At 42.5% G+C, this 13494-nt stretch carries 12 protein-coding genes; 2 read left to right on the top strand and 10 right to left on the bottom strand.

Annotation, left to right across the window (positions count from 1 at the left end; translation table 11 throughout):
* Positions 1–60: 60 nt before the first annotated feature.
* From LPB220_RS02335 to LPB220_RS02320, 4 genes are all read right to left on the bottom strand, one after another.
* Positions 61–1218 carry a glycosyltransferase family 4 protein gene (locus LPB220_RS02335; protein ID WP_042760185.1) on the bottom strand — a complete coding sequence of 386 codons (1158 nt, stop codon included), beginning with the start codon at positions 1216–1218 and terminating at the stop codon, positions 61–63.
* Positions 1215–1952, bottom strand: a complete 738-nt coding sequence (gene mecA, locus LPB220_RS02330) for an adaptor protein MecA (protein ID WP_049503933.1) — start codon at positions 1950–1952, stop codon at positions 1215–1217. The genes LPB220_RS02335 and mecA overlap by 4 nt, the downstream gene beginning before the upstream one ends.
* A gap of 135 nt (positions 1953–2087) precedes the next feature.
* A complete protein-coding gene (locus tag LPB220_RS02325) occupies positions 2088–2924 on the bottom strand; it encodes an undecaprenyl-diphosphate phosphatase (protein WP_003010265.1) in 837 nt (278 codons plus the stop codon).
* Positions 2925–3032: 108 nt separating this feature from the next.
* Positions 3033–4940, bottom strand: coding sequence for a DUF2207 domain-containing protein (locus LPB220_RS02320; RefSeq protein ID WP_150905370.1), 1908 nt, complete (start codon positions 4938–4940; stop codon positions 3033–3035).
* 117 nt (positions 4941–5057) lie between these two features.
* Between LPB220_RS02320 and LPB220_RS02315 the strand changes: the two genes are divergently transcribed.
* Both LPB220_RS02315 and LPB220_RS02310 read left to right on the top strand, forming a co-directional pair.
* Positions 5058–6620 (top strand): ABC transporter substrate-binding protein/permease, encoded by a 1563-nt coding sequence (locus tag LPB220_RS02315; RefSeq protein WP_049497670.1) that lies wholly within the window; start codon positions 5058–5060, stop codon positions 6618–6620.
* Positions 6620–7360, top strand: a complete 741-nt coding sequence (locus LPB220_RS02310; protein ID WP_125826529.1) for an amino acid ABC transporter ATP-binding protein — start codon at positions 6620–6622, stop codon at positions 7358–7360. Before LPB220_RS02315 ends, LPB220_RS02310 begins: the two co-directional genes overlap by 1 nt.
* 117 nt (positions 7361–7477) lie before the next feature.
* Here the strand turns inward: LPB220_RS02310 and LPB220_RS02305 are convergent, their stop codons facing one another.
* The 6 genes from LPB220_RS02305 to LPB220_RS02280 all read right to left on the bottom strand — a co-directional run bounded on the left by LPB220_RS02305 (position 7478) and on the right by LPB220_RS02280 (position 13393).
* A complete protein-coding gene (locus LPB220_RS02305) occupies positions 7478–7693 on the bottom strand; it encodes a hypothetical protein (protein ID WP_006594972.1) in 216 nt (71 codons plus the stop codon).
* Positions 7694–7801: 108 nt separating this feature from the next.
* Positions 7802–8695 carry an SPFH domain-containing protein gene (locus LPB220_RS02300; protein ID WP_003010253.1) on the bottom strand — a complete coding sequence of 298 codons (894 nt, stop codon included), beginning with the start codon at positions 8693–8695 and terminating at the stop codon, positions 7802–7804.
* Between the two features lie 110 nt (positions 8696–8805).
* Positions 8806–10056: a threonine ammonia-lyase IlvA gene (ilvA, locus tag LPB220_RS02295; RefSeq protein WP_150905368.1), complete on the bottom strand. Its 1251-nt coding sequence runs from the start codon at positions 10054–10056 to the stop codon at positions 8806–8808.
* 76 nt (positions 10057–10132) lie between these two features.
* Positions 10133–11155, bottom strand: coding sequence for a ketol-acid reductoisomerase (ilvC, locus tag LPB220_RS02290; RefSeq protein ID WP_003004157.1), 1023 nt, complete (start codon positions 11153–11155; stop codon positions 10133–10135).
* 68 nt (positions 11156–11223) lie between these two features.
* Entirely contained in the window at positions 11224–11700 is a 477-nt protein-coding gene (gene ilvN / locus LPB220_RS02285; protein ID WP_003010242.1) for an acetolactate synthase small subunit, read from the bottom strand.
* Positions 11693–13393, bottom strand: coding sequence for an acetolactate synthase large subunit (locus LPB220_RS02280; RefSeq protein WP_023919317.1), 1701 nt, complete (start codon positions 13391–13393; stop codon positions 11693–11695). Before LPB220_RS02280 ends, ilvN begins: the two co-directional genes overlap by 8 nt.
* Between the last annotated feature and the right edge of the window lie 101 nt (positions 13394–13494).

Below are 13494 nucleotides of genomic sequence, written 5' to 3'. Positions count from 1 at the left end.
TTACCTTTCAAGTATATCAAAAAAAAGCCTAAATGGCTTTTCTTTTGATTAGAACTATTCTTATTTAGTTTTTTCTTTTCGTTTTTGACGAACTTCCTCCCGGTAGGAAGAATTCCCTATATAGCGCAGAAGATTTAACAAAGGACTGTGATGTGGCCCCAGAACCCCGATCAATTCTGCTAACAGCTCTACTCCAAACAAGAGCCCGATCACAAGTAGGACACCCCCAATGCGACTCGAGATGTTGAGCAAGAGAGAAATCAAGGAGAAGATCATCGAAATTCCATAGATCACAAGTACAGTTCCCCGATGTGTCAAGCCCAGAGAAAGAAGTCGGTGGTGCAAGTGATTGCGATCCGGTTTATAAAATTTTTGACCAGAAAGAGTCCGACGGATAATGGCTAAAAAGGTATCTGTAATCGGCACTCCGAGGATAATCATTGGGGTAACTACTGCAACAGCTGTCGCATTTTTCAAACCTTGCAAGGATAAGACAGAAATCATGAATCCGATAAACAAGGCACCAGTGTCTCCCAGATAGAGAATGGCCGGATGGTAGTTAAAGGGAAAGAAACCTGCGATGGACGCAACCAAGACAAAGATCGTCATGGTCAGAAAGAGATTGGGTACTGGAAGAAAGAAATAGGACACAATCCCCATTGTCACTAGGGAAATAATAGAGACCCCACTCACCAATCCATCTAATCCATCAATCAGATTGACCGCATTGGTAATAGAAACAATCCAAATCACCGTCAAAAGATACGATAGCCATGGTTCAAAATGAAGTAAGGGACCACCGAATGGAATCTTAAAATCATTCAGCCGAAAATCTGTCAAAAACCAGACCAGACTCGCTGCCAGCAGGATGCCGATCATCTTTTTCTTGGCAGACAACTCTTTTACATCATCGATCAATCCTGTGAGCGCGATAATCCATCCTGCGCCCACGACCGGCAAGGTATAGGATAGGTAACTTTTGATTGGTGCGGTGGTGGATGTCAGCATAGGAATAAACACAAGAGTCGCAATTGAAAAAGCAATCACGATAGACAGTCCACCCGCGCTTGGCATAGGCTTGGTATTGATCCGACGCGCATTCGGATAATCTACGGCATCAATCTTAAAGGAGAATAGGCGAACCAAGGGCGTCAATACCAAGGCAATCATAAAAGTTCCAATCAGCACCAGAACAAATTGCAAGGAAAAGGACATCATAAGCTAGCAACTTTCTTCAAATTCTCAATCGCACCAGACACCATTAATAAATGACCATGTTCCTGCAGAACTGCCCGTGTCACTTCTGAATCATCCGCATACTCCCGAATGATAGCAAGTAACCAGGTTGGATATTGATTTGGTTGATCCTCTGTATCGATCAAGACGGTTAAATAATAATCGGATCCCATTTTGTATAATTCAGAGGTATCCACTGGAAAGCTTACCGTTTTTGAAAAAGCAACTGCTTGCTGGATATTGGAAAAACGCAAAATGTAATAAATATACTGGCTTACTGGTGCTTCAGATGTCGAATCTTGTTCTTGATTGTCCCGCAACTCTTCTTGTTCCAAATGGTGAATGGCTTCTGCATCCCCTTTTGTCTTATCAGAGATTGTTTTTTCCAAGGTTTTGATAAATTCATCTGGCGTCATGCGCGACAACTCTTCCATATCAGGAAGATCTGACAAATCCTCAAAATCCAATTGTTGGTCAATTTTTGATTTGGTAACAAAAACATCCAATTTATCTGGTTTTGGTGTCACACGGAAACTCAGCATCCCGCTATCCAGGAAGCTTTCAGGCATTTCGAGCTCATCCAAAATAGTGTAGAAAAATTCTTCTGTTTTTTCTTGTGGGACAAGGAAATCAGCAATTTCCATCCCACGTTCTTCTAAGTCTTCTAGTTGGATTGTGATCTTAATTGTTGAATCACTAATTTGCTTCATCTTCATAGCATAACCTCATACTTCTAGTCTTACTATTATACTAAAAAATTGGATAGAATTCAAAAAAAGGATGCATCGAAAAGAGGTCGGGACAAAAGTCTCCAACCTCGAAAAATAATTTGATCGAGTTCAACCGATCTCTTAGAAAATAACACGGAAGAGTCCATACAATAGCAAGATGGAACCAAGAACGATCCGGTATTTCCCAAAGACGGTGAAATCATGATTTTTCACATAATCTGTCAAGAAGCGGATGGCGTACATGCTGACCACAAAGGCCACTCCCATCGCTACCAGTAGAATAAAGAGTTGCCCCAGTGCTAGTGAATGCCCGCCAAGAGCGAATTTCCCAACCTTTAAGAGGCTAGCGCCAAACATGGCTGGGATCCCCAAATAAAAGGTAAATTCTGTCACCACTGGGCGGCTAACACCATTGATCAAGCCACCTACAATCGTAGCACCTGAACGGCTTGTTCCTGGAAATAGCGATAAAACTTGGAAGAGTCCGATATAAAGAGCTGTTCGATAAGGTAGCTTATGCAATTCCGTTACTGCTGGCTCAACTTGTTCCCGTCTTTCCAGATAGATAAAGGCAATCCCGTAGGTGATCAACATAATCGCAACGGAAATCGAATTGTGGAAATGCGCCTCAAACCAATCATCCAATTTAAAAACAAAGACAAGCGGGAGCGTTGCAACCGCAACTTTTGCCCATAATTGCCAGGTCCGCCGTACTTCGATTGGAGATTTACCAGGTTTGAAGGGATACAATTTATCGAAATAAATCACCACAACCGCTAGAATCGCACCCAATTGGATCACGACATTGAACATCTCCATAAAGGCTGGATCTTGATTTTTAAACTGCACAAAATCCTGTAACAGAATCAAGTGACCTGTACTTGAGATCGGCAACCATTCTGTAATCCCCTCGACAATCCCAAAAAGAACCGCCTTGATTAATTCGATCAGAAACATCTTTTTCTCCTAAACTTACATTTGCTCTATTATATCATAATTCTATGGACTGGACCAGGCCTTCTAAACTAGAAGGGAAAGAGCGACCAAGACCATTCTCAGCGCTACTTAGAAGGCACCAAAGCCTCCTCCGCCTCCTCCGCCAGAGAAACCTCCTCCACTACCAGAGGAAACTGTGAAATGACTAGCTGTCGATGCTGTCGATCCATAAGTAGACATGGCATGACTTGAGTGGGTCACATCATGATAGAACGGGGTGTAAACGAAGGCGTTTAAGGCTTGATTTTCTAAATGAATATTCCGAAGTTTCATGACCTTTGTGACCTGATCAGCTACACCATACAAGGCCGCATAGACCAATAAGCGATTCCATAGGACCAGAGACTGCAACTCTGCATCGTTGAGGTGGGCAATCTCTTTCAACATCCGACCAAAACTATCCCAGTAATAGCGTTGCTCAGCACCCGCAAGATTGACAACCCCATCTCGTAGGCAGGCTTTAAAGACACCATTGAAGCGCACTGGCATAAACCAAAGTATGAGGATCCCTATCAAACAAGGAACAGAGAACCAACCCATCCCAAAGATAGCAAAGATTTCTGCTCCAAGGGCGATAAACCAAGCAGCCCAACCAAAGAAGAGACTTCGTCTAGCTTGCGCTTCTTCTTTTGCTTCTAAAGGGCGATAGTAGCTTGGCAAATGGAGATCTTCCACCTTGCGATGAACATCTCGGGCCACTTGGTTGACAGCCGTATCAAAACGAGCCTGAGCCTTACTTCCTAGTGAACGAAACGCATCTTGATCTGCTTTTTTAGCATGTTTGTATACATCATCACTAAATTCATAATTCTCAAAGAGACGGTTAACAGGACAGGAAACTTGATCCCCAAAAGCCATATTCATAAAGGAGCGTTCAAAATCATCCACATGTCCATGAGACTTTCTCGTCAAAACCACTTCATTTCCTTGTTGCTCGTAGACAATCACTCCACGATCCATCAAATCCAGCAAAGTGGCTTGAAGCATTTTTTCAAATGTAAATACCGGAGGAGTCGCCTTCTCTTTATTGGTAGGGGAAGCCTCATCTAGTTCAGCTGAATAAACAACCGAACTCATAATCAGAGGTGCAATGTCCTGTGGAATCTCATAAAGACGAGTATCGGTCGGGTAGGTAACACCAGGCCAAATCATTTTTTTGAACCGATTGCGACCCAAGAGAGAAAGAAGCCAGAGTGCAATAATTAAGGCTGGCAAGATCCATTTCCAAAACATGCGTGTCCAGTATTTTTCTTGTTCAATTTTGGCTTGGTTCTTATGAAATTCATCCAATTTGGTCAATCCTGTATTTCGACCAGAATCATACAAAGTAGATAAGTCTGACTTCAACCAGTATCCATACAACTCCACCGCTTTTCCCTTGCCTAAGTTATAGAAAGTAGCAGAATAGATTCCATCTTCTTTTTTTACAGTCACATCTGGTCCCATAAAGGCTGTATGGATATACAGTTCCGATTGGGCATTGGCTGGTGCGAACTTAGGAATGACACGAAATTGAACTTCATCCACCTTCTGATCGCCATCTGTGATTGGTTTCCAGTTTAACTGCAAGATATCCTTGTGTGAATAAAGAAGATTTTTTAATTTCCATGTGACTTTAATTTTGACTGTATCTGTCGCCACACCACTGTTATAAATTTTCACTCGGTAGCCATCACCTAGATTCGTAATCTCGGGTTCTCTTTGAAGATCACGGCCTTCCACCTCAACCTTTGGCGGCATCTCAATTGCGAAGCCTTGTGGCATATTCCCCGCCGTTCCTAGACTAACATACTGCCCTCTGTATGAATCTTTGAAATAATAGACCAACTCCTCCTCATAGGTGGCATCGTCCCAGGTGTCCAAGGTCAAGGTTCCACCATAGTACAATACATCATAAGAGGGGCTAGATGCATGGACGTTCTGACTGACAAAAAGGCAGGCCAGAAAGGCGAAAAAAACATACAAATACTTTTTCATTTGATCACGCTCCTTTGTATTATTATAGCATTTTTTAAATAAAAAGAGGAGCATGCTTGAAATGCAACCTATTTTACCGTACAATAGGAAGAGTTAAAATAAGGAAGAGGAGAAAAAATGAAAAAAACATTATTCGCGCTCTTAACAGGGCTTTTCATTTGCCTAGGCATCACACAGGTTGCTCATGCAGATGACTATTTACGAATCGGAATGGAAGCGGCCTACGCTCCCTTTAACTGGACCCAGGAAGATGATTCAAATGGAGCCGTGAAGATTGATGGTACCAACCAATATGCCAATGGGTACGATGTCCAAATCGCCAAAAAAGTTGCTGAGGATTTAGGTAAAAAACCTTTGATCGTGAAAACATCTTGGAACGGTTTAATTCCAGCACTCACATCTGGTAAAATCGATATGATTATCGCCGGGATGAGTCCCACTGCTGAACGTAAAAAAGAGGTCGCCTTCTCTAATAGCTACTATACCAGCGAGCCGGTCATGCTGGTCCGCAGAGACGGAAACTATGCGAATGCTACTAGTCTAGATGACTTTAAAGATGCAAAGGTTACCTCTCAACAAGGGGTCTACCTCTACTCGCTCATTTCTCAACTCAAAGGGGCAAAACAAGAAACCGCCATGGGAGACTTTGCCCAAATGCGTCAAGCGCTTGAATCCGGCGTCATCGATGCTTATGTTTCCGAACGACCAGAAGCCCTAACCGCTGAGTCCGCTAATTCAAAATTTAAGATGATCCAATTCAAAAAAGGATTTGAAGTTGGAGAAGAAGATGCGACCATCGCTATCGGGATGAAGAAGGGTGATACTAGACTTGACCAAGTAAATGCCGCACTAGCTAAGATTTCGTCTGAAGACCAAGTCAAACTCATGGATGATATGATTAAGAAGCAACCAGCTTCCAGTGATGCTAGTGATGATAAGCAGACATTCTTTAGCCAAATGATGAAGATTTTAAAGGATAATGGCCCACAGTTCTTACGGGGAACTGGAATGACCCTCTTAATCTCTATGACTGGAACTATCGCTGGGTTGATTATCGGTTTGTTAATCGGTGTCTTCCGAACAGCTCCAAAGGCTAAAAATAAATTCCTTGCTGGATGTCAAACTGCCTTTGGTTGGTTCCTCAATGTCTACATTGAAATCTTCCGTGGAACTCCGATGATCGTTCAATCCATGGTCATTTTCTATGGTTCCGCCCAAGCCTTCAACATTTCCTTGGATCGTACCTGGGCCGCCATCTTTATCGTATCAATCAATACCGGAGCTTATATGAGTGAGATTGTTCGTGGTGGGATCTTAGCAGTGGATCCAGGTCAGTTTGAAGCAGCGACTGCTCTAGGAATGACCCATGGACAAACCATGCGCAAGGTCGTCCTTCCACAGGTTGTTCGCAATATCTTGCCAGCAACAGGGAATGAATTTGTTATTAACATCAAGGATACATCTGTTTTAAATGTTATCTCTGTAGTTGAACTGTACTTTACAGGAAATACGGTCGCAACTCAAAACTACCAATACTTCCCAACCTTTACGATCATCGCTGTGATTTACTTCGTTCTCACCTTTACCATCACACGAATTCTTCGCTACATCGAACGTCGCTTAGATTCTGATACTTATACTACAGGTGCCAATCAAATGCAAGTCAATGAGGTGAAATAATGGCAGAAAAAATTCTTGAAATTCAACATTTAAAAAAATCTTATGGTCAAAATGAGGTTTTGAAAGATATTTCGCTCACGGTTGAAAAAGGAGAGGTGATCTCCATCATCGGGAGCTCAGGTAGCGGAAAATCAACCTTTCTTCGCTCCATCAATCTTCTAGAGACTCCTACTGATGGAGAGATTCTCTATCGTGGGCAAAATGTTCTTGATCCTGAGTATGATCTTACCCACTACCGCGAGAAATTGGGAATGGTTTTCCAAAGCTTTAATCTTTTTGAAAATTTAAATGTCTTGGAAAATACGATCGTTGCACAAACAACCGTCCTCAAGCGTGATCGTGAAACCGCAGAAAAAGTTGCCAAAGAAAACCTTGAAAAAGTCGGTATGGGATCTCAATATTGGGCTGCCCGTCCGAAACAACTTTCAGGAGGCCAAAAACAACGGGTTGCTATCGCACGCGCCCTCTCTATGGATCCTGATGCCATTCTCTTCGATGAACCCACTTCTGCCCTAGACCCAGAAATGGTTGGGGAAGTCTTGAAAATCATGCAAGACCTAGCAAAAGAAGGTCTCACCATGATTGTTGTCACCCACGAAATGGAATTTGCTCGCGATGTCTCTAGCCGGGTCATCTTCATGGACAAGGGTGTCATCGCTGAGCAAGGAGATCCGAAAGAAATCTTTAGCAATCCAAAAGAAGAACGGACCAAGGAATTTCTTCAACGCTTCTTACATTAATCTCTTGAAACAGTTTGCTTACCAGTATGGAAGCAAGCTGTTTTTGTATCGCTTCTGCTTTTGAGGCATCGAAAAAACCAGAGAGCACACTCTCTGGTTTTCAATTGGAACAACAAATTAATTTTCAAATTTTTGATGATTTTTGTCATAAAAATCAATCAATCCAAGTGCAGTTTCAAACGAGATGTTCTTTACTTTTGCACGTCCTTGAGCCAAGGCAATGATAGACATTTCACGGGCATTTGTTTCTTTGCTGATACGATACCCTGTAATTTTCTTATCACGTACCCATCCAACAACTGATTCTACTTTTTCAAAGTTCGATTTAGCCATGATCTTTCTCCTATATTATTATTTCCAATACTAATATAAATTTTTTTGCACATTTTGTCAACTAAAATCGCTGAAAATACGAACCTTTTTTAAAAAATGATAAAAAGTTTACTTTGCTTTCAGGGCTGATAATATTTGTGTACGAATGTTTTCAACGCCATCAGGGTTTGCTGGTAGGAAAATCGTATTATTCCCTTCTTTATCTGCAAAATTATTTAGGGTATCCAAGTACTGGTTGGTTAAGAGAATTGACATGATTTGTTCTTCGGTCAAGTCTACATTCGCACCTTTTAACTCTTTAATAGAGTCTGCCAATCCATCGACAATGGCCTTCCGTTGCTCGGCAATACCAACCCCGTGCAAACGGTCTTTTTCCGCCTCAGCTTCGGCAGCAGTAACGATCTTGATCTTGTCTGCTTCTGCCAACTCCTGAGCTGCCACGCGTTTTCTTTGCGCTGCATTGATCTCGTTCATGGATTGTTTCACTTCGGCATCTGGCTCAACTTTGGTGATCAAGGTTTTAACAATAATATATCCATAAGTTGACATTTCTTCTGCCACTTGTTTTTGAACTTCAAGAGCGATTTCATCTTTTTTCTCAAATAATTCATCCAAGGTCAACTTAGGCACAGAAGAACGAAGAGCATCTTCAATGTATGATTTAATCTGTGATTCTGGACGCATGAGTTTGTAGTAGGCATCCTTTACGTTGCTTTCGTTCACTCGGTATTGTGTTGCCACATTCATGGTAACGAATACGTTATCCTGAGTTTTTGTTTCAACCACGATCTCGCTCTGCAAGACGCGCAATTGAACTCGCGCTGCAATTTTATCGATACCAAAAGGCGCTCGCATATGAATGCCACTATCGCTAATTTTTTGATAACGTCCGAAACGCTCGATGATGGCAACAGATTGTTGCTTGACCACATATAGTGAGCTGATCACAATGAATCCTGCAACCATTAGCAAGAATAAAATAAAGATAAAAAATCCAGGCATAAAAAGTTCCTCCTTTTAATTTACGCATATCATATCACAAGTCTTCATAAAAAAGCAATATATTCCATAAAAATATATTGCTTAAATAGTTGATTGTTTCTGTATGATACTCAGACCAGCATATTATAGAGAGTTTCATTTCCGTTCAAGTTAATGAAAGACGGATCAAAACGCTCAATACGATTGACCAAACCTGCATAGTCATGCTTATTGGCTAAAGTAACCCCAATCAAGACAGGGCCTGTTCCTTTACTAGCACGCTTGATGTATTCAAAACGTGTAATATCATCATTTGGCCCTAAGATATCATTTACAAATTCACGAAGGGCCCCTGGACGTTGTGGGAAATTGACGATAAAGTAGTGTTTGACCCCATCGTAGATCAAAGCCCGTTCTTCCATCTCAGGCATACGGTTGATATCATTATTCCCACCTGAGATAATACAACAAATGGTTTTCCCCTTGATGTATTCGCGCAAGATTTCAAGGGATGCTACACTGGCCGCTCCTGCTGGTTCAGCTACGATCCCTTGTTTGGAATAAAGATCAATCAAAGTCTCTGAAATCAAGCCTTCATCGACCCCAACCAAAGTTTCCACATGTTGACGGGTCACTTCATAAGTCAATTGTCCCACTTTTTGCACAGCAATCCCGTCTGCAAACTTATCAATTTCTGGTAATTTGACTGGACCACCTGCTTCAAAAGCAGCCTTCATGGAGCGCGCTCCTTCGGCCTCTACCCCAATGACTTCAATCCGAGGATCTGTTTCTTTGATATAGGTAGAAACACCTGAAATGAGGCCTCCTCCACCGACAGGGACAAGGACAGCATCAAAGGCAATCGATTCTTTTCGAGCTTCCTCAAGAATTTCATAGGCCACTGTCCCTTGGCCAGCCTGTACATGTGGATCATCAAACGGGTCAATAAAGGTCCGTTTTTCTGAAAGAGTAAATTCTTGGGCCGCCTTAGCTGATGCATCAAAGGTATCCCCCACCAACTTAATCGTTACATAGTCCCCACCAAAGAAGCGGACTTGGCCGATCTTTTGTTGCGGTGTTGTAATCGGCATGAAGATGGTTGCTGGAATCTTCATTTCATTACAAGTATAAGCAACCCCTTGCGCATGGTTTCCCGCAGAAGCACACACTACCCCACGCTCACGCTCTTCTTTTGAAAGTTGAGAAATTGCAAAATACGCTCCACGAATCTTGAACGAACGAACACGTTGGGCGTTTTCTTTTTTCAAATAAATCTTTGCCCCATATTTTTCAGATAAATAGTGGTCGTATTCAAGGGGCGTATTGACAACGACTCCACTTAATATTTTATGGGCCTTGGCCACATCTTTTGCTGTTATCATTTCATACCTCTGTTGCTGTGTATTGATCAAAAAAGCAAGCTAGGGTGTCCCAACTTGCTTAGTCTTCTACAGACAATTAGTTGTAGATTTTGAAGGCGTCATCGTCGTTTTGACCAACGAATGGCATTGCTTTACGCAATTCAGCACCAACTTTTTCAATTTCAAGTTCTTCAGCTTGTTTGCGGAAGGCTTTCAAACGTGGGAAACCAGCATCGTGGTCTTCAACGAATTCACGTGCAAATTTACCTGATTGGATATCAGCAAGGGCAGCTTTCATGTTTTCTTTTACTTCTGGACCGATAACACGAGGACCAGTTACAAAATCACCAAATTCTGCAGTATTTGAACATGATTGACGCATTTTCTTGAAGCCACCTTCGTAGATCAAGTCAACGATCAATTTCATTTCGTGAAGGACTTCGAAGTAAGCCAATTCAGGTGCATAACCAGCTTCTGTCAAAACTTCAAATCCAGCTTCTATCAAGCTTGTCAAACCACCCATAAGAACGGCTTGTTCACCAAACAAATCTTCTTCTGTTTCTTCTTTGAAGGTTGTTGAAAGAAGACCAACACGTGCTGAACCAACACCTTTTGCCCAGTCCATTGCGATGTCTTTCGCGTTACCAGTAGCATCTTGGTAGACAGCGTAAAGTGCTGGTACACCAAATCCTTCAGTGTAAGTACGACGTACCAAGTGACCTGGTCCTTTTGGTGCCACCATGAAGACATCTACGTCTTCAGGAGCTTTGATGTAACCAAAGTGGATATTGAAACCATGGGCAAAACCAAGAGCTTTACCAGCGCTCAAGTTTGGAGCGATTTCATCTTTGTAGATATCTTTTTGGATTTCGTCTGGTGCCAAGATCATGATGATATCAGCCAATTTAGTTGCTTCTGCAACTGGGTAAGCTTCAAATCCATCTTCTTTTGCTTTATCGAATGATTTACCAGGACGCACACCGATGATGACATCATGACCTGAATCACGCAAGTTTTGTGCGTGTGCATGACCTTGTGAACCATAACCGATAACGGCGATTTTTTTACCATCAAGTGCTGGTACTTTAACGTCTTTTTCGTATTCCATTTGAACTGCCATAAGTAAAATCTCTTTTCTATTATATTATTTGCCTTTTTAAGGCGGGGTTAACAATGTTAAGGTGAGAATTAATCTCGAGTAAATCCGGTTGCACCGGTGCGGGCGATGTTTTTAATCCCATAAGGTCGAATAACACGAATGAGGGCTTCGCTCTTTTCTGCATTTCCCGTCATTTGAACGGTGATAGAGCTTGGGGCTACATCGACCACGGTCGCACGGAAAGGTTGAATAATGGCCAAGATTTCTGCTCGCTTCTCAGCAGGTGCAGAAACTTTCACCAGGATCACTTCGCGCTCCAAGTGTGGTTTATCAGTGATATCCCGGACACGGATCACATCCACTTGGCGGTTGAGCTGTTTGATGATTTGCTCTACTTCATCATGCGAAGCAACATCAATGATAATGGTAATCCGCGATACATTAGGGTTTTCTGTTGCGCCAACAGAGATGCTTTCGATATTGACTTGACGTCTCGACAAGACTCCAGTAAAGCGGTTCAGAACACCTGAGCGGTTTTGAAGTTTGGCTGTTAACATTCTACGCATTAAACTTCACCCCTAACATCTCATGATTACTCTTACCAGCTGGTACCATCGGCAAGACATGCTCTTTCCGAGAAATGTCTACTTCGATGAACATTGGTACATCTTCTGTGATGACTTCCAAATCCTTCTCCAGAGTATCAGGATTATCAAATTTATAATTCTTGATCCCGTAGGCTTGCGCCATCAATTGGAAATCTGGAAGGCTATCAAAGACTGACTCTGACGTCCGACCATCATAGAAGGCTTCTTGCCATTGACGGACCATTCCAAGCGAGTGGTTGTTGAGCATAACGACCTTGATCGGAACCTTATAAATATTTAAGATTGCCAATTCTTGATTGGTCATTTGGAAACCACCATCTCCGACAAAGAGAACAACTTCTTTATCTGGATTGGCAATTTTCGCTCCGATAGCTGCAGGAACACCGAATCCCATCGTTCCTAGACCACCAGATGTTACCAATTGGCGCTCATTTTGGTAAGGATAGTATTGAGCTGCCCACATTTGGTGTTGTCCAACGTCTGTGACGACAATAGCGTCTCCCTTGGTCAACTCTCCAATGCGTTCAATCACAGCTTGTGGTTGCACAACCCGTTCCTTCTTATCGTAAGAACGAACCCGGTTCTTATCTTGGGTCACCTTTTCGATCCACTTTTCAGTGTTATTATGAACCGTTGGCTCTGCTAGCAACTGTTGCAAGGCTTTCTTTGCATCGCCAACCACAGGAATGTCGACAGCAATGATCTTCCCAATCTCTGCAGGATCAATGTCGATATGGGCAACCTTAGCATTTTTAGCGAAAGTCTTTGGATTCCCTGTCAAACGGTCGTCAAATCGACAACCAACACTGATCATGAAATCTGTCTCTGTCATAGCGATATTGGCCGCGAAGGATCCATGCATTCCTCCCATTCCTAGGAAAAGAGGATGACTGGTCGCAATCGTTCCTTGACCTAAAAGACTGGTCACTACTGGAATCTGATAGCGCTCTGCTAGAGCAATCAACTCTTTTGCAGCTCCAGCGTAACTCACCCCACCACCAGCAAGAAGAACTGGTTTTTTAGCCTTACTCAATTGCTTCAAAATCTTTTTGATCTGCAATTCATTGGGTTCAATGGTAGGCTGGTAGCTTGGAAGCTTCACACTTGGTTCATAGATGAAATCTGTCTCTAAAGCAGACACATCCTTTGGAAGGTCAATTACCACAGGGCCAGGACGGCCGGTCGTCGCAATATGGACAGCTTCTGTGATAATTCGCGGAATATCTGCCGTCTCACGTACTTGATAGTTGTACTTGGTGATGGGCATGGTAATTCCCACAATATCTGCTTCTTGGAAGGCGTCTTTCCCGATCCCAGCACGATTGACTTGACCAGTGAAGACTAATAAGGGAACGCTATCGCTCATGGCATCTGCAATCCCTGTAATGGCATTGGTCGCCCCCGGTCCACTAGTGACGACTGCGACACCCAGCTTTCCAGTTGATTTAGCGTAGCCTTCAGCCTCATGCAAGCATCCTTGTTCATGACGACCCAAGATATGCTGGATACCCTCAAAGCTATAGATGGCATCGTATAAAGGCAAAACGGCTCCACCAGGATAACCAAAAATCGTGTCAATGCCCAAATCACGCAGGGTTTCAAGAACGAGCTCTGAACCGGTTTTTGCAGTTTCTAAGGTAATTTTCTCCATGTCTCTCCTTTCCAGTACTTTGTATATCAAATTAGCATGCTACTATCATACCATTTTTAGAAAATATTTCAAGTAAAAATAGTAAATTTTCTGAATTTTCT

This window comes from Streptococcus sp. LPB0220 (assembly GCF_008727815.1).
In the GTDB taxonomy this organism is placed as follows: domain Bacteria; phylum Bacillota; class Bacilli; order Lactobacillales; family Streptococcaceae; genus Streptococcus.
The sequence above is the reverse complement of the archived record's forward strand: the minus strand, read 5'-3'. Positions and strand labels throughout refer to the sequence as shown.